The following is a 26,291-nucleotide window of genomic DNA, read 5'->3' as shown; positions in this document are numbered from 1 at the left end:
AGGTGGCTCCACATGCTGACAATTGGGTTGACCGGGGGTATTGGCAGCGGCAAGTCTGCGGCAGCCTCCTGTTTTCGCGAGCACGGCATCAATGTGGTGGATGCTGACTGGGCGGCACGGGTGGTGGTGCAACCGGGCATGCCCGCGCTCGAGAAGATTGCTTCCCACTTTGGTGCCGGAATACTGCTGGACAGCGGCGAGCTGGACCGGGCGGGTCTTCGCCAGCGGGTCTTCGCCAGCGAGGTAGAGCGCAAATGGCTGGAGGCCCTGCTGCATCCGCTGATCCGCGAGGAAATTATCCGTGCGCTCCGGACAAGTGACAGTCCCTACGCCATCCTGGAATCCCCCCTGTTGATCGAGTCCGGCCAGTACGAGCTGGTACAGCGCGTCTGCGTGGTGGATGTACCGGAAGAGGTGCAACTGGCGCGCGCGGGCAGCCGCGATGGCAATAGCCCCGAACAGATCCGCAGGATCATGGCCACGCAACTGTCCCGTGAGGAGCGGCTGGCACGGGCGGACGATATTCTGGATAATGCGGGCGACCTCGCCAGCCTTGGCGCCCAGGTTGCCGAGCTGCACCGGAAGTACCTGCAGCTGGCTGAATCCGCCGACCACTGAAGAGTTATGACCAAGAAGACTGCCGACCGCCCTACCGTAAACTGCCCCACCTGCAAAAAGCCAATCGAGTGGGATGCCCAAAAGTACCCCTTCCGCCCTTTCTGCAGTGAGCGCTGCAAGCTGATCGACCTGGGGGAATGGGCCAGTGAGGGCCACAAGATCCCCGGGCAGCCGGTCTATGACGATGTGCTGAGCGAGGACCTGGATCCCAACAAAACCCGGCACTGATACCTCGCCCCGTTTTTCTCCCACCCGGGTATAAGGCATTCCGGCCACAACCAGGCCACCCCTCTCGCGGGTTTAGCCTGGCAGGTTACCGGGTAGCGTCGTGTGCCGACCCAGCGGTGTGCCGGCTGTGTCAGTTGGAGGGTTCGGGAGATCGCGGCCAGCGGCCGCTCCTGCGGGCGAACTCCCAAACTGGGGCCAGTGTCGTGGCTGGAGACTGGATCAGGATGTGGTCGCCGCGCGGATTGCGGTGATGATATCCCGGTTGGCATCCGGGAAGCAGTAATCATCCAGCTCGCCCACTGTCACCCAGCGGACCTCCTGCCCCTCCAGGCCCCGGGCATTGCCGGTAAAGCAATGGACCCACCAGGTATCCAGCAGGACAGTTTTTTCAGGGTATTGGTGGCGGATTTCCGCCAGCGGCTGCAGCCGGGAGACATCGAGGCCCACTTCCTCTCGCAGCTCGCGGGCCAGCGCGTCGCCAACCGGCTCCCCCTCTTCCACCTTGCCGCCGGGAAACTCCCAGCGCCCGCCCATATGCAGGTGATCGGGACGACGGGCAATCAGGATGCGGCCGTCGTCACGTCGCACCACGCCCACTGCCACATGTACGATCTTTTGCCCCGCCGCCATAACTCTCCCCACTTCGCTCAGATACTTGCCCGCACACCTTATACCTGTCCGCAACCGGGTTCTCAAGGGCGCCAGCTGGCCAGGAGAGTCAGGAAAGCTGGTGCCGACAGGCATAGGTTGTAGTAACCGCGACAGGTTGTGAGCTCTCCAGCGCGGCGGTGCTGTCATCCACTGTGGGCACACACGCCCGCATTAAGGCCAATATGATGATGGCGGCAAGGATCGCGTATATCAGCTTTCTCATTCCCGGTTTTCCTCTCTCGGACCCAAATGGATGGGATTTACGGCATTGCGGTAGTTATAGCCGTTAACCTTGCCGTTAACCGAGCCGGTCACCGGGAAGGGGAACCGATATGCGCCTCGTTCCGTGTATCAGGTGCGGTATTCCGCGTTGATGGTGACGTACTCGTGGGAGAAATCGCAGGTCCAGATATGCTCACTGCATTCCCCACGCCCCAGGCTGACGCGAATGGTAAATTCGGGCCGGTCGAAAACAGCCTGGCCTGCTTGCTCTTCGTATCCCGGCGCACGGCCGCCAGCCTCGACCACTTGCACGTCATCCAGGTAGATATCCACCCCGGCCGGGTCCAGTCCATCGATACCGGCATTGCCGACGGCCATCACCAGTCGCCCCCAGTTGGGATCGGATGCGTAGAGTGCTGTCTTCACCAGTGGTGACTCTCCCACTTCAAATGCCACCCGCAGCGCCTCTGCCGGGGTGGTTGCCCCATCCACCTGCACCGTCACGAACTTGGTCGCACCCTCTCCATCGCGGACAATCGCCTGCGCCAAGTCGACATGCACCTCGGTCACCGCCTGCTTCAGGCGCTGGTAATCGGCATTACCCGGATCAGCCATCACCGGTCCTGTGGCGCCGGTCGCGATCAGCACGCAGGCGTCATTGGTGGACGTATCGCCATCCACACTGATGCGGTTGAAAGACGCATCCACCGCCTCCCGCACCAGGGTATCCAGCAGCGCCTGGTCGATAGCGGCGTCGGTAGCCACATAGGCCAGCATGGTAGCCATGTTGGGCTGGATCATGCCCGAGCCCTTGGCAATCCCGGTCACCGTGATCCACTGGTCCCCCACTTGCACCCGGCGGCTGGCGCCCTTGGCGCGGGTGTCGGTAGTCATGATGGTGGCCGCAGCGGCATCCCAGCCCGCCTCTGCAAGTGCGCCGGCGGCTACGGGGATGGCATCGAGCAGCTTCTGCAACGGCAGGTGCTCGCCGATCACACCGGTGCTGAACGGCAATACCTGTTCTCCGTGAAGCCCCAGTGCCTCGCCCACTGCGGTACAGCAGGCGCGGGCATCACTCAGGCCACGCTCGCCGGTAGCGGCATTGGCATTGCCCGCGTTAACCAGTAGTGCACGAATATCCCCATGCTCCAGGTGCTCTTTGGCCACCGTAACCGGCGCGGCGCAGAATGAGTTCTGGGTGAAAGTAGCGGCAACGCTGGCTTCCGCTGAAATTTCCATCAGCAGCAGGTCGTCACGCTGCCAGTCCTTGATCCTGGCGGGCACGCTGGCGAGCCGGATTCCCGGCACGATAGGGAGTGAGTTCTCGGGCATAGCTGTTGCGGCAACGGGCCGCCTCCGGGTCTGGGCACCGCCTGCAGCGGGCTAAAGGTAAAGAGCGACATTATCGACGTCGCCGACACTACCAATCAACTGTTTCTGCGGACTCGGCGAGAAATGCCGCAGATAATTCATCTGCTGAGCAAAAAAATGCCCCGCACTGGCGGGGCATTTCTTCGATCCGGGTCCACCAGAGGGCAGCCCCTGGCCAGGCTCAACTCTGGGTCGAGGAGGTCAGCTTGCCATGGCATTGCTTGAACTTCTTGCCGGAACCGCAGGGACAGGGGTCGTTGCGGCCCACTTTTGGCCCGCGGCGGGCAGGTTCTGGCACGGGCGCTGCTTCGGGGGCTTCAGCCTCCTGGGGCATGGCCGAGGCCTCGGCGTGGCGCAATTCCAGCTCCTGGCGGCGCTGGGCTTCCAGGCGACGCTGCTCCATCTCTTCCATCTGCTCGCGGGTCATGGGCTCCACATGCGCCAGTACCCGGATCACCTCGTGCTTGAGGTTATCCAGCAGGCTCTGGAACAGGTGGAATGACTCGCGCTTGAACTCCTGCTTGGGATTCTTGTTGGCGTAGGCACGCAGGCCGATACCGGCACGCAGGTGGTCCATGCTGGACAGGTGCTCTTTCCACAGCTGGTCCAGCACCTGGAGCATGATCTGGCGCTCGACGGTGGCCATCATATTGGGATCACCGGTGGATTCGCCCACCCGCTTCACTTTTGCGTCGTAGGCTTCCTGGGCCGCAGCGATGATTTTCTCGCGCAGGCTCTCTTCGTGCAGGGTGCGATCCTCATCCAGCCACTTCTGGACCGGCAGCTCCAGGCCCAGTTCACCGGCCAGCTGCTTCTCCAGGCCGGGAATATCCCACTGCTCCTCGACGCTCTGCGGCGGGACAAAGCCGGAAACCAGCTCATTGACCACGTCCTCGCGGATGGCGCTGATGGTGTCACTGATATTCTCCGCCTCGAGCAGCTCGTTACGCTGGCCATAAATGACCTGGCGCTGGTCGTTGGCGACATCGTCATACTCGAGCAGCTGCTTGCGGATATCAAAGTTACGGCCTTCCACGCGACGCTGGGCCTTCTCGATGGCATTGGAGACCATGCGGTGCTCGATGGCCTCGCCCTTTTCCATACCCAGCATCTGCATAAAGTTCTTCACCCGGTCGGAGGCGAAGATACGCATCAGGTTGTCTTCCAGGGACAGGTAGAAGCGGGTTACGCCCGGGTCGCCCTGGCGCCCGGCACGGCCACGCAGCTGGTTGTCGATGCGGCGCGACTCATGGCGCTCGGTACCGATGATATGCAGGCCGCCGGCCTCGATCACGGTATCGTGGCGCTGCTGCCAGCCTTCCTTGAGTTTCTCGATCTCCGCCTCGGTCGGCTCACTGCCCTTCTCCTGGCGCAGCTCCTCAACCTCGGCCTCCCAGTTACCACCCAGCACGATATCGGTACCGCGGCCCGCCATATTGGTGGCGATGGTGACAGTGCCCGGACGACCGGCCTGGGCAATGATCTGTGCTTCCTTCTCGTGGTACTTGGCGTTCAGTACCTGGTGCTTGATGCCGGCCTTGGTCAGGCGCTGGGACATCTCTTCCGATGTCTCGATCGAGGCGGTACCCACGAGGATCGGCGCCTGCTTGTCACGGCAGTACTTGATGTCCTCGATGATGGCATCCATCTTCTCTTCTTTGGTCAGGTATACCAGGTCATTGAGGTCATCCCGCTGCTTCGGCTTGTTGGTGGGGATCACCACCACGTCGAGGCCGTAAATCTGGCGGAACTCGAACGCCTCGGTGTCCGCGGTACCGGTCATGCCGGCCAGCTTGGGATAGAAACGGAACAGGTTCTGGAAAGTGGTGGAGGCCAGGGTCTGGCTCTCACTCTGGATCTGCACACCCTCCTTGGCCTCCAGCGCCTGGTGCAGGCCCTCGGACAGGCGGCGACCCGGCATGGTGCGACCGGTGTGCTCATCGATCAGCACCACCTGGCCGTTCTGCACGATGTAGTCCACGTCGCGATGGAACAGGACATGGGCGCGCAGTGCAGCGTGCACATGGTGCAGCAGGCCCAGGTTGCCGGGTGCGTAGAGGGAGTCATCCTCACGGATATGGCCGCTGCGGGTAAGGAGGTCTTCCACCAGCTGGTGCCCCTCCTCATTCAGCTCCACCTGGCGGGTCTTCTCGTCCACCGAGTAGTGGCCCTCACCGCCCTCTTCGGCGCGCTCCAGCTTGGGAATCAGCTTGTTCATGGCCAGGTACAGCTGCGAAGAGTCCTCGGCCTGCCCGGAGATGATCAGCGGTGTACGCGCCTCATCGATCAGGATGGAATCCACCTCATCCACAATGGCGAAGTTCTGCGGACGCTGCGTGCGGTCTTCCTTGCGCAGGACCATATTGTCGCGCAGGTAATCGAAACCGAATTCGTTGTTGGTACCGTAGGTGATATCGGCCTGGTAGGCGGCTTTCTTGTCGTCCGGATGCTGCTGGGACATGATCACGCCCACAGTCATGCCCAGGAACTCATAGACCGGGCGCATCCAGTTGGCGTCGCGGCTCGCCAGGTAATCGTTGACCGTCACGATATGCACGCCCTTGCCCTCCAGGGCGTTCAGGTAGGCCGGCAGGGTCGCGACGAGGGTCTTGCCCTCACCGGTGCGCATCTCAGCAATATGCCCCTCGTGCAGGGTCATGCCGCCGATCAGCTGCACATCAAAGTGGCGCATGCCCAGTGTCCGCCGACTGGCCTCACGCACGGCGGCAAACGCCTCAGGCAGCAGCTGGTCCAGGGACTCGCCATCGGCGATCCGCTTACGGAACTCTTCTGTCTTGGCTTTCAGGGCGGCATCGTCGAGCTGCGTGTATTCCTCTTCCAGCGCATTGACCCGGGCCACGGCACGGCGCATGCGTTTCAGCTCGCGGTCATTCTTGGATCCAAAGACCGTTTTTATCAGTTTGCCAATCATTCTCTAAAAACCACTCAATCTTTATATTGCGGTGCGGACTTCTGCGGCCCGGTTGTGTCGGTACACCTGTTCTGGCGGTAACCGGGAACTGTCTGCTTATATCGGGGCGCTGGCACCGGATTCCAACAAGGGGTGCAAGTAAACAGGAAGGCGCAACGACTGGCAACTCCCCCGGGGAGGCCCGTCGCTACGCGGTATGGAGAGGATAGTTGTTATCTGCCGTTACGGCGGATGTAGCTGGCCGGATCGACCGGGCGGTCGTTCTTGTATACCTCAAAATGCACGTGGGGACCGGTGGAACGCCCACTGGACCCCATCAGGGCGATTACCTGGCCCTTCTTGACCACCTCGCCCAGCTCGACCTTGATATCACGATTGTGACCATAACGGGTCTTGTAGCCATTGCCGTGGTTGATCTCAACCAGGTTGCCGTAACCGTACCGGTCTTCGGCCCAGGTCACCACGCCCGCTGCCACAGCCACCACGTCGGAGCCGTCCTTGCCGGCGAAGTCCACACCCTTGTGCCAGGAACGGCGACCGCTGAACGGATCGGTGCGGTAACCGTAACGGGAAGACATCCAGCCACGGCTGATGGGACGGCCGGCGAGGAACTGCTCGTCCTGCAGTTGCTGGTTGGCCAGCACTGACTCGATGGTCGAAAGCTGCAGCTGGCGATCCTCGATCTGCTCGGACAGGTCCTCGAATGCGCCCATAAAATCGGGCTGCTGGAAGGGGAATTCGGCAGAGCTTCCCTCGCCCGGCTCTTCCGGGCCGCCCAGCGCCGGTGCAGTGCCGAACTGGAATTCGTTTTCATCCAGCTTGGCCACAGTCACCAACCGTTCGCCCAGGGCATCCAGGCGGGTCAGGCGCGCCTGCATTTCCGCCATTTTGACTGTGAGCGCAGTAAGCTGTTCGCGGGCCTGCTGGTCGGCCTCATCAATTTCCACCTGCTGCTTGCGCAGGGCCTTACCCCAGGCCTTGGCGGTACGGGAATCGAACACATCGGATTCGGCCACCGGCAGGTTGACCCCCACCAGGAAGGCCCCCACCGGCATACCGATCAGGCACAGCCCCAGCAGGGCCTTGCTCAGCCTGCCGAAACGGAAACTGCGGGTTCCCCCACGTTCATTGACAAGAATAATTTTCATAACCGGCGCGTGTGGATTGCAATACGTTATAACTATCGTTTTGTGGTCTGCAGCACCGACTCCCCCGAGCCGGGCTCTCCTCACGCCTTTCCATTGGCATTCAAGTCGACCAGAACATCCACTGTAACAGGGGTCGACATTAAAAGACGGCATGTGGCGCACATTTGCGCCGACCGCCAAAATTCAGACAGTAAAAAGCCGGCAATTTTCGTGCCGGCTTCTGGTTTCCCGCTTAGACAGCCAGTATTGGCTTGACGTATGAGATGGGCGCTTCCTGTTCATCCTCGAAAGTTACCATCTCCCATGCGTCTTCCTGCGCCATCAGGGTGCGCAGGGACTTGTTGTTCAGGGCATGGCCGGACTTGAAGGCCTTGTACTCACCAATCAGGCTGGTACCCAGCAGGTACAGGTCACCGATGGCGTCCAGAATCTTGTGCTTAACAAATTCGTCTTCGTACCGTAACCCACCCTCATTCAGAATACGGTACTGGTCGATAACGATGGCGTTATCCACACTGCCGCCCTGGGCCAGGCCTTTGGAACGCAGGTACTCGATTTCGTGCATAAAGCCGAAGGTGCGAGCACGGCTCACTTCTTTAACGAAGGAGGTGCTGGAAAAGTCCACCGAGGAACTCAGGTTGCGACCCTGGAACACCGGGTGGTCAAAATCGATAGTGAAAGACACCTTGAAGCCATTGAATGGCAGGAAGCTCGCGACCTTGTCGCCGTCTTCAACAGTTACCGGCTTCTTGATCCGCAAGAACTTTTTCGGCGCCGACTGCTCCTGGATCCCAGCGGACTGGATCAGGAAAACGAACGGACCGGCGCTGCCGTCCATAATCGGTACTTCCTGCGCGCTGAGCTCGACGATGGCATTGTCGATACCCAGGCCCGCCATCGCGGAGAGCAGGTGCTCGACCGTAGCCACGCGAGCGTCACCCTTGACCAGGGTTGTGGACAGCAGGGTGTCCCCCACGTTCTCGGCACGCGCCTCAATCTCGACCACCGGGTCGAGATCCATGCGCCGGAACACAATGCCACTGTCTACAGGCGCCGGCTTGAGGGTCAGCACGACCTTCTTACCAGTGTGCAGGCCCACGCCGGTGGCGCGAATAGCATTTTTAAGAGTACGCTGTTTGATCATGTATCGGTCGTATCCCAGTCGGTAAACGGCACAAATGCCGCAGCAAGCCGGCAAGCTTAGCAGAAAAATAACGCCAAAACCACAACTGCCTCGGCAGTCATGGCGCTTCACCGCACCCTATACCCAGAATAGCCTACCGCGCGGCAAACCACGCCAATGCAGAGGCGAATCTACTGTGCATTTTTAATATGGTACAGCGATCTCGCTGAACGCGAGGTTAATAAAGGTAAAGCGGGCCCGGTGGCCTGTGACCACCGGGCCAGCCGCCGGCGCGACGATGCCCGGCCCGAGGGGCCGGGCGGACATGAGCGGTGTGTTTGCCGCGCCGGAGGCCTGGACTGACCGGGGTCAGTCAGCCTGGCGGCGCAGGAAAGCCGGGATATCCAGGTATTCCATGTCGTCGGCCGGGTTCATGGCCGGAGACTGGCGTTTGGGACGCTCGGTCTCCGGGCGCTGGCGCGCGTCACCCGCATCCCGGGCCCCCATACCCTGGCCAGCCACGGACTTCGGCGGCTCGCGGTTCTCCTGGCGACGGGTGTTGTCCACCACCTTGGTGGGGCGCGCAGCCTGCTGCGAACCCTCGCCCAGGCCAGCGGCCACCACGGTAACCCGCATTTCATCGCCCAGCTTGTCATCCACGGCTGTACCAATCACCACAGTGGCGTCATCGGAGGCGATTTCCTGGACGATCTCACCAACTTCAGAGTACTCGCCCAGGGTCAGCTCCTGGCAACCACCGTCTTCGCTGCCGGTGATGATATTCACAAGGATACCGCGGGCACCCTGCAGATTGACGTCATCCAGCAGCGGGCTGCGCACCGCCTTCTCGGCGGCCTCGCGGGCACGGTTCTCACCCACGGCGGCACCGGAGCCCATCATCGCCATGCCCATCTCGGACATCACGGTACGAACGTCGGCGAAGTCTACGTTCATGATGCCCGGACGGATCATCAGGTCCGCAATACCCTGCACTGCACCCAGCAGTACATTGTCGGCCTCTTTGTATGCCGCCTTCATGGTGATCTTGTTACCGAGCACCTCCAGCAACCGGTCGTTGGGGATGGTAATCAGGGAGTCCACCTTGTCCCGCAGTTCGAGGATGCCCTCTTCTGCCACCTGCTGGCGCTTGCGCCCCTCGATCAGGAACGGGCGGGTAACCACAGCTACGGTCAGGATTCCCAGGTCCTTGGCAATCTCGGCGACAATCGGCGCACCACCGGTGCCGGTACCGCCGCCCATGCCAGCGGTGATGAATACCATGTCCGCACCCTGCAGCACTTCGGCGATCCGCTCGCGATCCTCGAGGGCGGACTGTCGCCCCACATCGGGATTGGCGCCGGCGCCGAGACCCCGGGTAATGTTGTTACCCAGTTGCAGGATGGTACGGGCCTCGATGTCTTTCAGAGCCTGCGCATCAGTGTTGGCACAGATGAAATCCACACCTTCCACTTCACTCAGGATCATGTGCTTGACGGCATTACCACCGCCGCCGCCGACACCGATCACTTTTATGACAGGCTTGTCCTGTACGCTATCGACTAGTTCGAACATCTCTGTTCCCCTTTTTTGCTCATGTCAAAATTTATCGTTCGGTCCTGAATCAATACTTTCTGCAGCCCCTGCGCTTTCTCCCGGGACACGCGGCGCACTTCCCCTGGTGCCGCGCACCCGTCCGGAGCACTTACAGGTTGCCGCGGAACCAGTGCTTGACCTTGTCCCACCAGAGGTTTTCCTGGCGCACCGGGCGGTTCCCGGACAGGTCAACTTCTTCCTGCTGCATTGCGTACATCAGCAGCCCCACGCCGGTTGAGTAGATCGGGTTACTGACAATGTCTGTCAGCCCGGCTACCCCCTGGGGCACCGCGAGGCGCACCGGCATGTGGAAAATTTCCTCGGCCAGCTCGACAGCACCCTCCATCTTCGAAGAGCCACCGGTCAGCACGATGCCTGCAGCACAGAGGTCCTCGAAACCACTGCGGCGCAGCTCCGCCTGTACCAGGGTGAAAAGCTCGTCGTAACGTGGCTCCACCACTTCGGCCAGCGCCTGGCGGGAGAGGTCACGCGGTTCCCGGTCGCCCACACTGGGCACCTTGATCGTCTCACCCTCTCGTGCCAGCTTCGCAAGCGCACAGGCATACTTGATTTTCAGTTCCTCGGCGTGCGGCGTGGGCGTGCGCAATGCCATGGCAATGTCGTTCGTCACCTGGTCGCCGGCAATCGGGATCACGCCCGTGTGCCGGATAGAACCCCCGGTAAATACTGCGATATCGGTAGTGCCCCCACCGATATCCACCATGCAGACCCCCAGCTCTTTCTCATCGTCAGTGAGCACGGCATAACTCGAGGCGAGCTGCTCCAGGATGATGTCTTCCACTTCCAGGCCGCAGCGCCGGATGCACTTCTCGATATTCTGTGCCGCGTTAACTGCGCCGCTTACCAGGTGCACCTTGGCCTCCAGGCGCACGCCGGACATACCCAGCGGTTCTTTCACACCTTCCTGGTTATCGATCAGGAATTCCTGCGGCAACGTGTGCAGGATTTTCTGGTCTGCGGGAATTGCCACCGCGCGCGCGGCATCGATTACCCGGTCCAGGTCCTGCTGGGTTACTTCGCGGTCCTTGATGGCGACAATCCCGTGTGAATTCAAGCTGCGGATATGGCTTCCAGCGATACCTGCATAGACCGAGTGAATCTCACAGCCCGCCATCAGCTCGGCTTCCTCGACCGCGCGCTGTATCGACTGCACCGTGGACTCGATATTCACCACCACACCTTTTTTCATACCGGTGGAACGGTGGGAGCCGATACCGACAATATTCAGCTCGCCGCCGCCGCTGACTTCGCCGACGATGGCGACGACCTTGGAAGTGCCGATATCCAGTCCCACGATCATGCGGTGATCGGATGCTTGTGTCATTTTTGTACCAACCTCGCTGAACAGTGTTCCGGGGCGCATTCCCAATAACGTCCCAGGACCCTGTACTCGCTTTTAAAATTGTTATCCCGGCGGCGCGAGCGCCGCGTTCATTCACTCAGTTCTTTATCTTTCCACTGCACCGCCACGGCATTGCTGTAGCGCGTATCCACCCGCGTCACCCGCTCCAGGTGGGGAGCCAGGACGCCCCGACTCAAGCTGAGAAAACGATTCACCCTCTCCAGCAGTTCATCGTGCCCCAGGTGCAGTTCAATGCCGGAGACCAGTTCCAGGTGCCATCCGGCCAGGTCGTCAAAAGACAACCGCTTAACTTCCATATCCCGCGTGGTCAGTAACCGCGCAAGTGCCTGGTATTGCGCCATGATGCGCTCCACCAGCTCCTCGTCACCCGCCAGCTCCGGCAGGCGACCTGTCTGCATCTGTTCGGGCCGCGGCAGCAGGTGACCACTGGCCACGAGCAGCCGCTCGCCACCCCAGGACGCCAGCGGTGTGGCCTCCTCGATTTCTATTTCCACTCCACGGGGCCAGCGTCGGCTGACCGACGCCCGGTCGATCCATGGGTGCTCCAGCAGCGCCGCGCGCATGCCCCTGATATCCAGGGCAAAAAAGCCGCGCTGCAGGAACGGCAACATCAGTTCCTCTACCTGTTCCCGCGTCACCGCCCGGAAGGGCGCCCTGACACGGACATGCTCCAGCGCGTCGACCCGGCTCAGCTCCTGCACCGGCAGGCGCTGCCAGCTCCACACCGCACCGTATGCCAGTGCGGTAACTGTTCCCAGCGCAAGCAGCATTGCCAGGGCAGGCAACAGTCGAAGCGAGGAACGCTGCTCATCATCCCGTCGCCGGGCACCGCGCTGGGCCTTTGTCTTACGGCCGGATTGGGCTTTCTTCTTCAGTTTCGGTGCTGCACTCCGCACCGCACCCCGCGCCGCGCTCTTCGCCTTTGTCGACTTAGCCCTGGTCCGAGTCATCGCCAAGCCGCCACGTTGCCAGTTGCTGCGCCAGGGCCCCGACATTGCCGGCACCCTGGGTCAGTACGATGTCGCCCGGCTCCAGCAGGTCCGCCAGTACCGGCGGTACCTGTTCGATGGACTCGACAAAAATCGGGTCCACCTGTCCGCGGTTGCGCAGGCTGCGAGCCAGGGTACGACCGTCGGCACCTGGAATGGGCGTCTCACCCGCACTGTAAACATCCAGCAGCACCAGCTTGTCGACCTTCGACAGGACCTGTACGAAATCCTCGAACAGGTCGCGGGTGCGCGTGTAACGGTGCGGCTGGTAAATCATTACCAGGCGCCGGTCCGGCCAGCCATCGCGCACTGTCTGGATAGTGGCGGCCACTTCCCGCGGGTGGTGGCCGTAATCGTCCACCAGCATCACCTTTTCGGCTTCCGCGTCGTCGCTCACTGCGTAGTGACCGAAAATCTGGAAGCGGCGGCCTACCCCCTGGAACCCCTCCAGGCCCTGCTGGATCGATGCATCGCTGATGCCCTCCTCGGTTGCCACCGCAATGGCGGCCGTGGCATTCAGCACGTTGTGGATGCCGGGGGTGTTCACGCACACATCCAGTACACTGCCGTCCGGGCGCAGCACACTGAAATGGCTTCGCAGCGGCTCCTGCTTCACCCGGGTGATCCGGAAGTCGTTGCCCTCCTCGAAACCGTAGGTGGAGATCGGGCGCGACATCTGCGGTATCACTTCACGGATATTGGCATCGTCGCCGCAGACCACAGCCAGGCCATAGAACGGCAGGTTGTGGACGAAGTCGACAAAGATCTGCTTGACCTTCTCGAAATCGCCACCGTATGTCTCCATATGGTCGGCATCGATATTGGTGATCACGGTCACCATCGGCTGCAGGTGGATAAACGAGGCATCACTCTCGTCCGCCTCGGCTATCAGGTATTTGCTCTCTCCCAGCGCGGCGTTGGCCCCGGCGGCATTGACCAGGCCACCGATCACAAAGGTGGGATCCTTGTGATCCGCGGCAAAGATCGACGCAATCAGGCTGGTCGTGGTCGTTTTGCCGTGAGTCCCCGCCACGGCAATCCCATAGCGATACCGCATCAGCTCGCCGAGCATCTCCGCCCGGCGCACGACCGGGATCCGGTTTTCGCGCGCCGCTAGTAGTTCGGGGTTGTCCCCGTGCACTGCGGAGGAGTTCACCACCACATCCACGCCGCGAATATTGTCCGCGCTATGGCCGATGTGGATCACAACACCCAGTTTGCGCAGGCGCCCGGTCACATTCGATTCCTTCAGGTCGGAACCGGAGACCTCATAGCCCTGGTTGTGCAGCACCTCGGCGATACCGCTCATCCCTGCACCACCGATGCCGATAAAATGGATACGGCGTATCCGCCGCATGGTGGGCACACTGAAATTCTGTTGCTGTACCTGTTCGCCGGCCGACATATTCAATTTACCTCATCGCCCTTTGATTTCTTCTGCGCACGCCACCAGCACACGCTCGGTGGCGTCAGTCACCGCAACTTTACGTGCCGCCTGTGCCATGGCCACCAGTTTCTGCGGCTGCGCAAACAGCCCGCCCATAATCTCTGCCAGTTGTTCTGCGGTCAGGGTGTCCTGCTGTACCACCAACGCACCACCGGCCTGCTGTAACCACTCGCCATTTTTTGTCTGGTGGTCATCGATGGCGAATGGGAACGGCACCATGATCGCGCCCACGCCGGCTGCCGCCACCTCGGAAACGGTCAGCGCCCCCGCGCGGCAAACCACCAGGTCCGCATTGCCGTAGGCCGCCGCCATATCGCTGATAAAAGGCACCACCTCGGCTTCCACGCCGGCCTGCCTGTAGGCTTCACGCGCCAGGTCCAGATGCCTCTTACCCGCCTGGTGCACAATCCGCGGACGCTCTTCCGGTTGCAGCATCAGCACTGCCTGCGGCACCAGCTCATTGATGGCGACTGCTCCCAGGCTGCCGCCAAGAACCAGCAACCGCAGCGGGCGCTCACAGGCCACGCGCTCTTCCGGGGCCGGCAGGGCGACAATCTCCTCGCGCACCGGGTTGCCTACCTGCTCCGCGCCGCGCAGGCCACTGTCAAAAGCCTCGAGCACACGATTGGCGATCTTTGCCAGCAACCGGTTGGTGGTACCGGCCACGGCATTCTGCTCGTGGATAATCAGCGGTACCCGACAGAGTTTCGCTGCCACCCCGCCTGGTCCGGAGGCAAAACCGCCAAAGCCCAGCACTGCGTCTGGCTTTACCTTCCTGACCACTCCGCGCGCCTGCATGACTGCCCGCGAAACCTGCAGGGGCGCCTTGAGCAGGGCCAGCTTGCCCTTGCCCCGAATCCCCTCGACAGAAATCACGTTCAGCGGGATATCGGCTTCCGGAATCAGCTGCGACTCAATACCCCGCGCCGTACCAAGCCATTCGACGCGTGCACCGCGTTCGATCAGGGCGCGGGCCACCGCCAGTGCCGGAAACACATGGCCGCCGGTCCCGCCGGCCATTACCAGGAAGGTCCGGCCACTGAATGACAAATCAGTCGCTGTCATTACGCCGCCTCCCCTTTGATTTCCCGGTCACCCAATTGCAGCGGATTGAAAATCGGCAGGTGCCGGATCCTGCCCATCGCCGACTGTTCCTGCTCTTCATCCCCGCGCAGCTCTGCCTGGATTCGCAGGGCCAGCGCGAAGAGTGCACAGCACACCACCAGGCTGCTGCCGCCGGAGCTGACGAACGGCAGCGTCAGTCCCTTGGTGGGCAGCAGGCCCGAGGCCACGCCCATATTCACGAATGCCTGCCCCGCCAGCAGCACGGCGATACCGAATGCCAGCAGCGCGGCAAAAATCTTCTGCCGCTCCAGCGCTTGCCGAACCAGCCGCAACAGCGACAGCGTCATCAGGCTGAACAGGCCGATGACCACCATTCCGCCAAGCATGCCCCACTCTTCCGACAGGATGGCGAAAATAAAATCCGTGTGTGCTTCGGGCAGGTAGAACAGCTTCTGGACACTGTTACCCAGCCCAACGCCAAACCATTCGCCACGGCCAAAAGCGATTAGTGACTGGGTCAACTGGTAGCCACCGGCAAACTGGTCGCCCCACGGATCCAGGAATGTGGTCAGTCGCTGCAGCCGGTAAGGACTCAGCATCGCCAGCAGCGCCAGTGCGCTCGCCGCCAGGCCCACCAGCAGGAAGGTGTGCGGCAGGCGCGCACCGGCGAGAAATACCATCGCCAGTACTGTCCCGGAAATCACCACCACCGAACCAAAGTCCGGCTGCATCAACAACAGCAGTGCAACCAGGCCCAGGATGACCACCGGAATCATGAAGCTGCTCCAGTGGCGCAACTGCTGGTTGCGGCGCGTGAGGAAACTGGCGAAGAAAACCAGCAGGCAGAACTTCGCCACCTCGGCCGGCTGTACCGTGATCGGGCCGAATGCCAGCCAGCGGCGACTGCCGTTCACTTCGCGGCCCACGCCCGGCACCAGTACCGCCAGCAGCAACAGGCAGGAAAACAGCAACAGTGGCCAGGACAAACGCGACCACGCCGACAGGGATACCTGGCTCACCACGAGGGCCGCCACCGCGCCCAGGCCCAGGAACACCAGGTGGCGCTTCAGGAAATACCAGCCATCGCCGTACTGGTCCGCGGCGAATGCAATCGAAGCGGACCCCACCATAACCACGCCGATACTCACCAGCGCCAGGACGCAAAATGGCAACGCCCAGTCCAGGTTCAACTCTTTCTGCTCGACGGTCTGCGGAGTCCGGCTCATGCCACGCCCCCCGCCTGCCCTTCCAGCAGTGCGTTCACCGCGCGGCGGAAATCCTCACCGCGGGCTTCAAAATTGCGGTACATGTCGAAACTGGCACAGGCCGGCGACAGCAATACGTAGTCACCCGGCTGCGCCAGTCGGCCAGCAGCAGTAACAGCTTCGTCCATATTCGCGGCCGACTCGGCATCTACCCGGCCACGGAATGCCTCGGCAATGCGCTTCCCATCGACGCCGATGGTCACCAGCGCCCGCAATGTCCCCGCCGACTCCGCCAGCGGGGAAAAGTCTGCACCCTTGCCTTCACCGCCAGCAATCAGGACGATCCTGCGACTGCCACTGGCAAGCCCGTCGAGGGCGGCGCGGGTCGCGCCCACGTTGGTGCCCTTGGAGTCATTTACATAAGTCACGCCATCCACGTCGGCCACTCGCTCACAGCGGTGCGGCAGCCCGCGGAAATGCCCGAGGACCGCCAGCATCGCCTTCATCGGCAACCCTACAGCGCTGCCCAGCGCCAGCGCTGCCAGGGCATTGGCGGTGTTGTGACTACCCACCATCGCCAGCTCACTCATCGGCAGCAGTTTTTCCTGGCCCCGCGCCAGCCACACGCTGGCGGAATCACCGGCACCATCCGGCAGCAGGCCGAACTGCCCCAGGTCAGGGCGGTCGAGCCCGAAACTCCACTCGCGGCTATCGCGGGACAGCGGGCCGCGTGTCAGCGGGTCGGCGCGGTTGATCACCAGTTGTTTCGCATGCCGATAGATTCGCTGCTTGGCGCGATGATAGGCAGCCATATCCGCATAGCGGTCCATATGGTCCGCGCTGAGGTTGAGTATGGTCGCCACATCAGCTGCCAGCGAAAATGTGGTTTCCAGCTGGAAGCTGGAAAGCTCCAGCACAAACAGCTCCGGCAGCCCTGCCTCGCCTTCTTCGGGCACCAGTAAATCCAGTACCGGTACGCCGATATTTCCGCCCACGCGCACTGCGACACCAGCCTGCTCCGCCATCATGCCGACCAGGGTTGTGACCGTGCTCTTGCCGTTCGAACCGGTAATGGCGACCACCTTCGGCGGCTGCTCAAGTGCCGCCAGTTCCCGCGCAAACAATTCGATATCACCGATCACCGGGATACCTGCGGCGGTTGCCCGCTGCAGTGCCGGCTCGGCCAGGGCCACACCGGGGCTGGCCACGATTTCGCTCGCGGCCAGCAGGGTCTCGGGGTTCAGCTCGCCGGTCTCCACCGGAACATCCGGGAAGGTCGCCCGGAACTCTTCCAGGCCCGGCGGCTCGCTGCGGCTGTCCACCACCACGGGGGAAAAACCGGTACGCAGCAGGTAGCGCACCACCGATTGACCGGTAGCGCCCATGCCGATTACCACTTTTTTCTCCGAGGTTGCGATCAGCGTCATAATTCTCTCAGCGCACTGTCCGTATTCAGCGCAGTTTCAAAGTCGCCAGGCCGGCGAGTACCAGCACCACCGTGATGATCCAGAAACGCACGATCACGCGCGGTTCGGGCCAGCCTTTCAGTTCAAAGTGGTGATGCAGAGGTGCCATGCGGAAAATGCGCTTGCCGGTGAGCTTGAACGAGGCCACCTGCAGGATTACCGATACCGTCTCCATCACAAACACGCCGCCCATGATGAACAGTACAATCTCATGCCGGGTGATCACCGCAATCACACCCAGTGCCGCACCCAGGGCCAGCGCACCCACATCGCCCATGAAAACCTGTGCCGGGTAAGTGTTGAACCACAGAAACCCGAGGCCTGCGCCACCCAGTGCGGCGCAGAACACCGCCAGTTCACCGGCACCACTGATCGAGGGAATATGCAGGTACTCGGCAAACTCCACATGGCCGCAGAGGTAGGCGATGACACCCAATGCGCCCCCCACCATCACCGTGGGCATGATCGCCAGTCCATCCAGGCCGTCGGTCAGGTTTACCGCATTACTGGTTCCCACAATCACGAAATAGGTCAGGGCGATAAAGAACACCGGCCCCAGGTCAAAAATCACGTCCTTGAAAAAGGGCACAAAAAACTGTGTCTCCGCAGGACTGGTAGCACTGAAATACAGGTAGATGGCGGCCCCCAGGCCGGCCACCGACTGCCAGAAGTATTTCCAGCGCGCGATCAGCCCGCGCGGGTTCTTTTCCACCACCTTCTTGTAGTCATCGACAAACCCGACAGCACCAAAGACAAAGGTCACCAGCAACACCACCCACACATAGCGGTTGCTGAGGTCGGACCAGAGCAGTGCGCCGGTAAAGATCGCGGCGAGGATCAGGGTTCCGCCCATGGTCGGGGTACCGGATTTGCTCAGGTGCGTCTGCGGGCCATCATCGCGCACAGCCTGGCCCACCTGCAGGCGGTTAAGCCAGGTAATCATGCGCGGCCCCACCAGCAGTGCCATACCCAGCGCAGTGAGCGCACCCAGGATTGCCCGCACGGTGAGGTAGTTGAACACCGCAAAGGCGCTCACGTGTTGCTGTAAAAGTTCTGCCAGCCAGAGCAGCATCAGTTATCCCCTTTCTCGTTCCCGGTCTGTGTCAGAGCCCGTACCACCTCTTCCATACGGGCACTGCGGGAACCCTTTACCAGCACCGTGGTGTCTTCGGTCAGATCCCTCTCCAGAGCCGCGACCAGACGCGCGCGCTCGGAAAAATTATGTGCGCTGCCGTCCCGGGCAGACGCGAATGCTTCTGTGGCTGCCGCACCCAGCGGGCCAAAGGTATAAAGTCCGTCGAGGCCGCGCTCCGCTGCCAGCTCCCCGACTTCACGGTGCATCGCCTCGGCATCGGCACCCAGCTCGGCCATATCACCCAGCACCAGGATCTTCCTGCCCGGCCGCTGGGCCAGCAGGTCGATCGCGGCCGCCACCGAGCCGGGGTTGGCGTTGTAGCTGTCGTCGATCACGGTCACGCCGGCGTGGCCGCGCAACATCTGCAGGCGTCCGGATACGCCACCGGCCTGCGCCAGTCCCGCCGCAATCTCTGCTGCAGGGATACCGGCGGCAAATGCACACCCAGCCGCCACCAGGGCGTTATGTACGTTGTGCTCGCCCATCAACTGCAGCTCAACCCGGTGTGCAACGCCCTCGATTACCAGGTCGAAGGACGGGCAGGCATCGGCGCCCACCTCGATATTGCCGGCAAAAATTGCGCAGTCCTTGCCCAGGCCAACGCTGAGGGTCTCCACGTCATCCGGCATATTGCGCAGCCAGTAATCGGCAAAGTCATCGTCGGCGTTAATCACCGCGGTGCTGCCCGGCTCGAGGCTGGTATAGATCTGGCCCTTGGCCGCGGCAATGCCGGCCACAGAGCCGAAACCCTCGACGTGCGCCGGCTTGACGTTGTTCACCGCCGTTACCTGCGGCAGGCCAATACTGCACAGGTAGCCGATATCGTCGGGACCATTGGCCCCCATCTCGAGAATCAGCACATCGTGCTCGGGTCCCAGCCCGAACAGGGTCATGGGCACCCCAAACTGGTTATTCAGGTTGCCCTGCGTCACGCAGGGCGTATGCCGCTGGCCAAAGATCGCCGCCAGCATCTGCTTGACTGTGGTCTTGCCGCAGGAGCCGGTAATTGCCACCACCGGGCCATGGAACTGTTCGCGGCACAGGCGACCGATATGGCCCAGCGCCACCGTGGTGTCCCCGACGATCCACTGCGGCAGGTTGCAACCCTCGATACGATGCTCGACGACCAGGCCCAGCACCTTGCCCTCCAGGTCGGCGACAAAATCATGTGCATCGAAGCTCTCGCCCACCAGCGCCACAAAAATCGCGTCGCTGTCGAGCTTGCGGGTATCGGTGCACACGCGATCGAATTCCACCGAGCCGTTGACCAGCTCGCCGCCGAAGCGCTGCTGCAGTTGTTGCAGGGTCAGCGGTGCGATCACGATGCCTCCCCGGCGCTACCGGCCATCCGCGCCTGCAGCGCATGCGCAGACTGCTCGCGGTCACAGAAATGTATCTTTTCGCTACCGATAATCTGGTAGTCCTCGTGCCCCTTGCCGGCAATCAGGACGATATCGCCGGGCGCCGCCGCACTGACCGCACGGCTGATGGCCGCGGCCCGGTCCACTTCCACCTCGATATTGCTCGCCGCTCCCTCGAGGATGTCGTCAATGATCTTCTGTGGATTCTCACTGCGCGGGTTGTCACTGGTGACAATGGCTCGGTCCGCCATCTCAGAGGCAATACGGCCCATGGGTGCGCGCTTGCCGGTATCGCGGTCACCGCCGCAACCAAACACACACCACAGTTTGCCGCGACAGTAGGGGCGCGCGGCTGCCAGCGCTGCACGCAGCGCTTCCGGGGTGTGGGCATAGTCCACCAGGACGCTGACATCGGCCTCGCCGGATACCACCCGCTCCATACGACCGGGTACCGGTTGGATGGTCGGGAACGCCGCAAGAATCTCTTCCAGTGGTACGCCCGCCGAGGCCACCGCGGCCACCACAGCCAGGGCGTTGTGGATATTGAAGTCGCCGATCAGCGGGGCCTTCAGTTCGCCACTGCCCCAGGGGGTGGTGAGCTGCACGGAAAAACCGCCCTCGTCGCGACGCAGGTCGGTGACATGCAGGTCGCCCTGCTGCAGGCCGTAGCTGACCACCCGCAGGTTGCGCAGCTTGCAGCGTTCGATCAACTGCGCACCGAACGGATCGTCGATATTGATCACACCGCGCTTGAGCTTGGGCAGGCCGAACAGCTTCTCTTTTGCCGCCCCGTACGCTGCCATATTGCCGTGGTAGTCCAGGTGATCGCGGGACAGGTTGGTAAAGATCGCGGTATCGAACACCAGCCCGTGCACCCGACCCTGGGCCAGGGCGTGTGATGAAACCTCCATTGCCGCGGCGCGCACGCCGTCATCGCGGAAGCCGGCGTAATCCGCCTGCAGGCGCACCGGGTCCGGCGTGGTCAGCCCGGTTTCCTCCAGCTGGATCTCACCATCCTGCCAGATGCCGTTGCCGATAGTGCCCATCACTGCGGCCTTGCCGAAGTGGCGCGCCAGCAACTGTGCGGTCAGGTAGGCGCAGGTGGACTTGCCGTTGGTACCGGTAACACCCACCAGGTACATGGACTCGGTCGGGTGTTCGTAGAATCGCGCAGCGATTTCGCCGACGCGTTTGCCCAGGCCCGGCACATAGGCCACCTCAACACCGTCACGGGTCTCGGTGCGCAGGGTGTCGCCATCGGCCAGTACGGCAGCGGCACCGTCGGCAATAGCACTGTCGATAAACTCGCGCCCGTCGGCCACGCTGCCCCGCAGCGCCATGAACAGGTCACCTTTCTTGACCGCACGGCTGTCCAGCGCCACACCACTGACCGCCACATCGGGAATGCCCGCATAGCCCGGTACCAGCTGCTGCAGTGAAACTTTCCTGCCTGTCTGCTTTTCTGTTTGCCTGCGCTGACTCACGATTTATTACCTCTCTCGCCCAACTGCACAGCGAGCTGCCGTTCAGCCGATTCAATCTCTTCCGGCGGCACCTGCAACAGGCGCATGGCGCCGGCCATCACTTTGCCGAATACCGGCGCGGCCACTTCACCGCCGTAATATTTGGCGTGGCTGGGATCATCGATCACCACCACTGCCGCCAGCCGCGGCTGGTCCGCGGGAATAAACCCTGCGAATACCGAGCGGTAGCGATTGTCGACATAGCCATCGCTGCCCACCTTGTGCACCGTGCCGGTCTTGCCGGCCACGCGATAGCCATCCACTGCCGCCCGCTTGCCGGTGCCCTCGGCGCCGATTACCGTCTCCAGCATGGCGGTCACTTCCCGGGCCAGCGGCTCTTCCACGACCCGCTCCGGGGTGCTCTCGCCGGCGCCAGACAGAACGAGCGAAACCGGGCGCTTGAGCCCGGCGTTGGCCAGCACACTGTATGCCTGTGCCAGCTGCACCGCGTTCACCGTCAGGCCATAGCCAAAGGCGAAGTTGGCCCGTTCGATCGGGTGCCATCGACTGCGACTGGGCAGTACGCCCGCCGCCTCCCCCGGGAAACCGCTACCGACCGCTTCGCCCAATCCCAGGCGGTAAAAGAGTTCGCGCAGGGAGTTTGGTTCCAGATCCATCGCGATTTTCGTGATCCCCACCTGGCTCGACTTGGTAATGACACGGGTGAGGTCAATCTCGCCGTAGTTGACCGGATCCACCAGGGTCTTGCCCGGCAGGCGGATATAGCCCGGACTGGTATCGATCTTTGTGTGCGGCTGGTAGCGACCACTCTCGAGTGCCGCCAGTGCCGTGATCGGCTTCACGGTGGAACCCGGCTCAAACTGGTCGATCAGGGCGCGGTTACGCATCGCTGCCGATTTGACCCCGGCGCGGTCGTTCGGGTTGAACGAGGGCTGGTTGGCCATCGCCAGCACGTCGCCGCTGCGGGTGTCGAGGATCGCCATAAACCCAGATGCCGCGCCATTTTCAGTGACCGCACGCTTCAATTCACGATAGGCCAGATACTGCAGCCGCATATCGATGCTCAGACGCAAATCGCGCCCGGGACGGGCCTCGCGCTGGGTGGCCAGGTCCCGGACCACGCGGCCCTTCAGGTCCTTGACCACCTGCTGGCGCCCCGGTTCGCCGGTCAGCCAGTCGTTATAGGCGAGCTCCAGGCCCTCCTGGCCCCGATCGTCGATATTGGTGAAGCCCACCAACTGGGCCACCACCTCACCGGCCGGGTAGAAACGGCGGTACTCCTTCTTGCTGTAGACACCGGCAACATCCAGCGCCAGCACGTCATTGGCTTCCTCCGGCGCCAGGTGGCGACGCAGGTACATGAACTCCTTATTGCGGTACTTTTCCAGTCGCTTCGCCAGCGACGCCGGCTTCGCCCCCAGGGAGCGGGCCAGCCGGCGCAGCTCTTCAGCACTGGCCTCACGCAGCACCTGTGGGTTCGCCCACAGGCTATGTACCGGCGTGCTCACTGCCAGCAGCTCGCCGTTGCGATCCAGGATGGCGCCACGGTAGGCGGCAATTTCCTCGGTACGGATGGTGCGCTGGCGCCCCTGGTCCTGCAGGAAGCGGTAACCGCGCTCGGCCTCCGGCACCACCTGCAGGCGCGCCAGGTGCAGCACCAGCGCCAGCGCCAGCAGGCACAGCAGTACCGCCACCAGCGCGAAGCGCCAGCGGGCAATACCCGGCTGCGGTTGCTGTTTCTTCACTGCGCCCATGAGGCTCCCTGTACGCGTCGTTTATTATCTGGCCGGGTTTCCCGCCCAGGCGGCCCAGCTCTTCGGCCGGCTGTCGTTCGCGCCGGTCCATTGGTATTCAAGCTATTCAACGGGGACGATAATCCGCTCGCCGGCTTCCGGCGCCCGCATCCCCAGTTTGTCGCGCGCCTCGCGTTCGATCCGGCTGTAGGCCGACCAGGCGCCCCGCTCCAGGAGCAGCCGCTCCTGTTCATAGCGCAGTTCATCCCGCTGCTTCTGTGCCTGCACCAGTTCGGCGGTCAATGCGCGGCTGCTCTGGGTGGTGTGAACCACACCAAGGGCGGAGACCAGAGTCGCCACCCAGAGAAAAGCCACGATCAACATGCGCCGGTTATTCATCAGAGTTTCTCCGCCACGCGCATCACCGCACTGCGGGAGCGCACGTTTTCACCGACCTCCTGCGCTTCAGCCTTGACCGCCTTGCCCACCGCGCGCAGCGTCTTCTCGATTTCGCTGTCCATTACCGGCAGCCCTCTGGGCAACTGCGGGCCGCGCTCCTTATCCCGGATAAAGCGCTTCACCATCCGGTCCTCGAGCGAATGGAAGCTGATCACCACCAGGCGACCGCCGGGAGCCAGCAATTCCATCGCGCTATCCAGCACCCGTTTCAGGTCTTCCAGCTCCCCATTGATATGGATGCGAACCGCCTGGAACACCCGTGTGGCGGGATGCTTGCCCTTCTCCCATGCCGGGTTGGCCGCCTTTACTACCTCGGCCAGGTCCAGTGTGCGCTCAAACGGCTTCTCTTCACGCCGGCGCGCAATGGCCGCAGCCATCCGGCGGGCAAACCTTTCCTCACCATATTCGCGAAAAACCCGCGCCATTTCGGCTTCGGATTCACTGTTAACCCAGTCGGCAGCACTAAGCCCCCGACTGGTATCCATACGCATATCCAGCGGGCCATCCTGGACAAAACTGAAGCCCCGCTCGGCCTGGTCCAGCTGCGGCGAGGACACACCAAGGTCCAGCAGGATGCCGGTGACCTGCCCCTCGCGCCCGGCAACAGCCTCCGCCATATCGGCAAACGAGCCGTGCCAGATTGCAAAGCGGTCATCGCCGGCAAAGCGCTCACGCGCGAACTCCACTGCCTGTGGGTCCTTGTCGATACCCAGCAGCTGGCCGCGCTCATCCAGTTTTTCCAGGATCGCGGCGCTGTGCCCACCGCGACCGAAAGTGCCGTCGATGTAAAAGCCGCCCGGATCGGTGACCAGGGCGTCCACGGCCTCGCGTAACAACACACTGCGATGCAATTCTTGCGACACCCGGGTCTTCTCCTATCGGTTTACAGGGAAAGCGAGGCCATTTCCTCCGGCATCTCCCCCTCTCCTTCGCTATCGTCGAGCCAGGACATCCAGCCCTCTTCACTCCAGAGCTCCAGTTTCTTGCCCTGGCCTACCAGCATCAGTTTCTTTTCCAGCCCGGCGTATTCGCGCAGGGTGGGCGGAATCAGCACACGGCCATTGCCGTCCACCTGCAGCTCGCAGGCGTAACCGATCAACAGCCGCTGCGCGCGACGCGCCACTTTATTGAAACTGGAAAGGGATTCGATTTTGGGCAGGATTTCCTGCCACTGCGGCTCCGGGTAAACCAGCAGGCAGCGCTCCTCAGTGTGCGCGGTCACCACCATGCGCCCACCACAATCCTCCAGCAGCGTGTCCCTGACCCGCGCCGGAATCGCCAGACGCCCCTTGGCGTCCATATTGATTGCGTGGCTGCCTAAATACACTTTGGTTCCAAGTGCGCGGTCGAACCACCCGCGAATGCCCCGTTATTGCCGTTTATTTCTGGTGAAAATTTGCGCGCTTTTCATTCATCTGGTGTAAATACCCACTCACAAACACGAATAAACCACCAAAACCCACAAATTTCCACTTTTCTCCACCTTCGACACTATAAATCTGGCTTGCCTAAAGTCAAGGAAATCGAAAGTAAAACCCCCCGAAATGCCAGTAATTTCGCGGCCTGCAGCCATACCGCTTAAAAACCGCACAGTTTTTGGCGGCACATTTGCCCGATGGAGCAAGTACTTACTTTTTGCACTTAAGAGAACACTTTAAGTTCTCGTGATTAATTTCTGCTCCACCTCTCAGCACAAGGTTAGCGAACACTTACCCTCTTAAGACGAAGGAGCGCCGGCTTTCCGGATTAGGGGCGGAGATTCGACAAAGAAAAGAGAGAGTAATGACATTACTGGCGAATTTGACAGGATGCCGCCTCGCGAATCAGGACGGGTATGGGAACAGGCATGCACCGCGGAACGTGAATGGGCAATAATGCCCGTCAACTGAATGCGGAGATCCCCACAGATGAAATCTTTTATGTTCGGACTGGCCCTGTTATTTGCCTGCCTGGAGGCAGTCGCGGACGAAAGCTCGGGGCGTGTTTATCAACCAGTTACCGACACCATGGCACAGGTGGACCGGGCCCTGGCCCGCGCCAACGAGGAGGGCAAAACCGCTCTGATCGTCATGGGCGCCAACTGGTGCCACGACAGCCGTGCCCTGGCCACCCACCTGCAGGAGCCGTCGATCGCGCCGGAGCTGGAGCAGGAATTTGTCATCCAGTATGTGGATGTCGGCTACCTGGAGCGCAACTTTGACGTGAACCGCCGCTTCGGCCTGCCGGTGATCTTCGGCACCCCCAGCGCCCTGCTGGTGGATCCTGCGACCGGCAAGTTACTGAACCGGGACAGCGTCCATATCTGGGGCAACGCCGCCAGTTTCAGCGCCGGGGAAACCCGGGACAGGCTCCGGCGGCAGGCAACGGCGCCAGATAATTCCATCGAAACAGGGGGTCACTTGGCCGCCCTGCTTGAGGACATCGACAGTTTCGAACAACGGCAAGCCGGGCGTATTTACGCCGGCTTCAAGGTCGTTGGCCCGATGCTCGCTGCCTATAAAGAGGGGGAAGAGGCCGGCGAGTTCGAGCACTACTGGAAGCAACTCTACGAAATGCGCACCCGGCTGCCCCGGGACCTGCAGCGGCTGCGCCGCGAGGCCCGGCAACGGGTTGCCGACGGCGAGACAGATATCCAGCTCGACTTCCCGGTATACGCTGCATTCGACTGGGAGTGACT

General features: G+C 62.0%; 22 protein-coding genes. 3 read left to right on the top strand and 19 right to left on the bottom strand.

What is annotated here, in order from left to right; genetic code table 11:
- The first annotated feature begins 12 nt into the window (after positions 1-12).
- On the top strand, positions 13-618 hold the full coding sequence (gene coaE, locus LVE68_RS15355; RefSeq protein WP_232941316.1) for a dephospho-CoA kinase: 606 nt from the start codon (positions 13-15) through the stop codon (positions 616-618).
- Positions 619-624: 6 nt separating this feature from the next.
- Positions 625-846 carry a DNA gyrase inhibitor YacG gene (gene yacG / locus LVE68_RS15350; RefSeq protein WP_232941315.1) on the top strand — a complete coding sequence of 74 codons (222 nt, stop codon included), beginning with the start codon at positions 625-627 and terminating at the stop codon, positions 844-846.
- Positions 847-1,065: 219 nt separating this feature from the next.
- On the opposite strand, the gene mutT is transcribed toward yacG, so the two are convergent.
- The 19 genes from mutT to mraZ form a co-directional block, all read right to left on the bottom strand.
- Entirely contained in the window at positions 1,066-1,476 is a 411-nt protein-coding gene (mutT, locus tag LVE68_RS15345) for an 8-oxo-dGTP diphosphatase MutT (RefSeq protein WP_232941314.1), read from the bottom strand.
- 372 nt (positions 1,477-1,848) lie between these two features.
- Positions 1,849-3,051: a bifunctional glutamate N-acetyltransferase/amino-acid acetyltransferase ArgJ gene (argJ, locus tag LVE68_RS15340; protein WP_232941313.1), complete on the bottom strand. Its 1,203-nt coding sequence runs from the start codon at positions 3,049-3,051 to the stop codon at positions 1,849-1,851.
- 220 nt (positions 3,052-3,271) lie between these two features.
- Positions 3,272-6,022 (bottom strand): preprotein translocase subunit SecA, encoded by a 2,751-nt coding sequence (gene secA, locus LVE68_RS15335; protein ID WP_232941312.1) that lies wholly within the window; start codon positions 6,020-6,022, stop codon positions 3,272-3,274.
- A gap of 212 nt (positions 6,023-6,234) precedes the next feature.
- On the bottom strand, positions 6,235-7,170 hold the full coding sequence (locus LVE68_RS15330; RefSeq protein WP_232941311.1) for a M23 family metallopeptidase: 936 nt from the start codon (positions 7,168-7,170) through the stop codon (positions 6,235-6,237).
- A gap of 232 nt (positions 7,171-7,402) precedes the next feature.
- The gene (gene lpxC, locus LVE68_RS15325) at positions 7,403-8,314 is read right to left on the bottom strand and encodes a UDP-3-O-acyl-N-acetylglucosamine deacetylase (RefSeq protein WP_232941310.1); all 912 of its coding nucleotides are present in this window, start codon (positions 8,312-8,314) and stop codon (positions 7,403-7,405) included.
- A 348-nt stretch (positions 8,315-8,662) separates the two neighbouring features.
- On the bottom strand, positions 8,663-9,865 hold the full coding sequence (gene ftsZ / locus LVE68_RS15320) for a cell division protein FtsZ (protein WP_232941309.1): 1,203 nt from the start codon (positions 9,863-9,865) through the stop codon (positions 8,663-8,665).
- A gap of 130 nt (positions 9,866-9,995) precedes the next feature.
- On the bottom strand, positions 9,996-11,231 hold the full coding sequence (ftsA, locus tag LVE68_RS15315; protein WP_232941308.1) for a cell division protein FtsA: 1,236 nt from the start codon (positions 11,229-11,231) through the stop codon (positions 9,996-9,998).
- A gap of 107 nt (positions 11,232-11,338) precedes the next feature.
- Entirely contained in the window at positions 11,339-12,166 is an 828-nt protein-coding gene (locus LVE68_RS15310; protein ID WP_232941307.1) for a cell division protein FtsQ/DivIB, read from the bottom strand.
- Between the two features lie 34 nt (positions 12,167-12,200).
- A complete protein-coding gene (murC, locus tag LVE68_RS15305) occupies positions 12,201-13,664 on the bottom strand; it encodes a UDP-N-acetylmuramate--L-alanine ligase (protein WP_232941306.1) in 1,464 nt (487 codons plus the stop codon).
- 12 nt (positions 13,665-13,676) lie between these two features.
- A complete protein-coding gene (gene murG, locus LVE68_RS15300; RefSeq protein ID WP_232941305.1) occupies positions 13,677-14,771 on the bottom strand; it encodes an undecaprenyldiphospho-muramoylpentapeptide beta-N-acetylglucosaminyltransferase in 1,095 nt (364 codons plus the stop codon).
- Positions 14,771-15,997, bottom strand: a complete 1,227-nt coding sequence (gene ftsW / locus LVE68_RS15295) for a putative lipid II flippase FtsW (protein ID WP_232941304.1) — start codon at positions 15,995-15,997, stop codon at positions 14,771-14,773. Before ftsW ends, murG begins: the two co-directional genes overlap by 1 nt.
- Positions 15,994-17,403, bottom strand: a complete 1,410-nt coding sequence (gene murD / locus LVE68_RS15290) for a UDP-N-acetylmuramoyl-L-alanine--D-glutamate ligase (RefSeq protein WP_232941303.1) — start codon at positions 17,401-17,403, stop codon at positions 15,994-15,996. The genes ftsW and murD overlap by 4 nt, the downstream gene beginning before the upstream one ends.
- Positions 17,404-17,428: 25 nt before the next feature.
- On the bottom strand, positions 17,429-18,514 hold the full coding sequence (gene mraY / locus LVE68_RS15285) for a phospho-N-acetylmuramoyl-pentapeptide-transferase (protein WP_232941302.1): 1,086 nt from the start codon (positions 18,512-18,514) through the stop codon (positions 17,429-17,431).
- Positions 18,514-19,899 (bottom strand): UDP-N-acetylmuramoyl-tripeptide--D-alanyl-D-alanine ligase, encoded by a 1,386-nt coding sequence (locus LVE68_RS15280; RefSeq protein WP_232941301.1) that lies wholly within the window; start codon positions 19,897-19,899, stop codon positions 18,514-18,516. The genes mraY and LVE68_RS15280 overlap by 1 nt, the downstream gene beginning before the upstream one ends.
- Positions 19,896-21,422, bottom strand: a complete 1,527-nt coding sequence (locus LVE68_RS15275) for a UDP-N-acetylmuramoyl-L-alanyl-D-glutamate--2,6-diaminopimelate ligase (protein WP_232941300.1) — start codon at positions 21,420-21,422, stop codon at positions 19,896-19,898. Before LVE68_RS15275 ends, LVE68_RS15280 begins: the two co-directional genes overlap by 4 nt.
- Complete coding sequence (locus LVE68_RS15270; protein ID WP_232941299.1) at positions 21,419-23,176, bottom strand: peptidoglycan D,D-transpeptidase FtsI family protein; 1,758 nt, start codon at positions 23,174-23,176, stop codon at positions 21,419-21,421. The genes LVE68_RS15275 and LVE68_RS15270 overlap by 4 nt, the downstream gene beginning before the upstream one ends.
- A 102-nt stretch (positions 23,177-23,278) precedes the next feature.
- On the bottom strand, positions 23,279-23,554 hold the full coding sequence (gene ftsL, locus LVE68_RS15265; protein ID WP_232941298.1) for a cell division protein FtsL: 276 nt from the start codon (positions 23,552-23,554) through the stop codon (positions 23,279-23,281).
- Complete coding sequence (gene rsmH / locus LVE68_RS15260; RefSeq protein ID WP_232941297.1) at positions 23,554-24,477, bottom strand: 16S rRNA (cytosine(1402)-N(4))-methyltransferase RsmH; 924 nt, start codon at positions 24,475-24,477, stop codon at positions 23,554-23,556. Before rsmH ends, ftsL begins: the two co-directional genes overlap by 1 nt.
- Before the next feature lie 20 nt (positions 24,478-24,497).
- Complete coding sequence (gene mraZ / locus LVE68_RS15255) at positions 24,498-24,941, bottom strand: division/cell wall cluster transcriptional repressor MraZ (RefSeq protein WP_232941296.1); 444 nt, start codon at positions 24,939-24,941, stop codon at positions 24,498-24,500.
- Positions 24,942-25,521: 580 nt separating this feature from the next.
- On the opposite strand from mraZ, the gene LVE68_RS15250 reads away from it, so the two are divergent.
- Positions 25,522-26,289 carry a thioredoxin family protein gene (locus tag LVE68_RS15250; RefSeq protein WP_232941295.1) on the top strand — a complete coding sequence of 256 codons (768 nt, stop codon included), beginning with the start codon at positions 25,522-25,524 and terminating at the stop codon, positions 26,287-26,289.
- Positions 26,290-26,291 lie beyond the last annotated feature (2 nt).

The organism is Microbulbifer sp. YPW16 (genome assembly GCF_021290385.1).
In the GTDB taxonomy this organism is placed as follows: Bacteria; Pseudomonadota; Gammaproteobacteria; order Pseudomonadales; family Cellvibrionaceae; genus Microbulbifer; species Microbulbifer zhoushanensis.
Note: the sequence above shows the minus strand (reverse complement) of the source record. Positions and strands in the feature narration are given on the sequence as shown.

Excerpts from the sequence above, each read along its gene's own strand:
- coaE (WP_232941316.1), top strand. The coding sequence starts at position 13 with ATGCTGACAATTGGGTTGACCGGGGGTATTGGCAGCGGCAAGTCTGCG.
- yacG (WP_232941315.1), top strand. The coding sequence starts at position 625 with ATGACCAAGAAGACTGCCGACCGCCCTACCGTAAACTGCCCCACCTGC.
- mutT (WP_232941314.1), bottom strand. The coding sequence starts at position 1,476 with ATGGCGGCGGGGCAAAAGATCGTACATGTGGCAGTGGGCGTGGTGCGA.
- argJ (WP_232941313.1), bottom strand. The coding sequence starts at position 3,051 with ATGCCCGAGAACTCACTCCCTATCGTGCCGGGAATCCGGCTCGCCAGC.
- secA (WP_232941312.1), bottom strand. The coding sequence starts at position 6,022 with ATGATTGGCAAACTGATAAAAACGGTCTTTGGATCCAAGAATGACCGC.
- LVE68_RS15330 (WP_232941311.1), bottom strand. The coding sequence starts at position 7,170 with ATGAAAATTATTCTTGTCAATGAACGTGGGGGAACCCGCAGTTTCCGT.
- lpxC (WP_232941310.1), bottom strand. The coding sequence starts at position 8,314 with ATGATCAAACAGCGTACTCTTAAAAATGCTATTCGCGCCACCGGCGTG.
- ftsZ (WP_232941309.1), bottom strand. The coding sequence starts at position 9,865 with ATGTTCGAACTAGTCGATAGCGTACAGGACAAGCCTGTCATAAAAGTG.
- ftsA (WP_232941308.1), bottom strand. The coding sequence starts at position 11,231 with ATGACACAAGCATCCGATCACCGCATGATCGTGGGACTGGATATCGGC.
- murC (WP_232941306.1), bottom strand. The coding sequence starts at position 13,664 with ATGTCGGCCGGCGAACAGGTACAGCAACAGAATTTCAGTGTGCCCACC.
- murG (WP_232941305.1), bottom strand. The coding sequence starts at position 14,771 with ATGACAGCGACTGATTTGTCATTCAGTGGCCGGACCTTCCTGGTAATG.
- ftsW (WP_232941304.1), bottom strand. The coding sequence starts at position 15,997 with ATGAGCCGGACTCCGCAGACCGTCGAGCAGAAAGAGTTGAACCTGGAC.
- murD (WP_232941303.1), bottom strand. The coding sequence starts at position 17,403 with ATGACGCTGATCGCAACCTCGGAGAAAAAAGTGGTAATCGGCATGGGC.
- mraY (WP_232941302.1), bottom strand. The coding sequence starts at position 18,514 with ATGCTGCTCTGGCTGGCAGAACTTTTACAGCAACACGTGAGCGCCTTT.
- LVE68_RS15270 (WP_232941299.1), bottom strand. The coding sequence starts at position 23,176 with ATGGGCGCAGTGAAGAAACAGCAACCGCAGCCGGGTATTGCCCGCTGG.
- ftsL (WP_232941298.1), bottom strand. The coding sequence starts at position 23,554 with ATGAATAACCGGCGCATGTTGATCGTGGCTTTTCTCTGGGTGGCGACT.
- LVE68_RS15250 (WP_232941295.1), top strand. The coding sequence starts at position 25,522 with ATGAAATCTTTTATGTTCGGACTGGCCCTGTTATTTGCCTGCCTGGAG.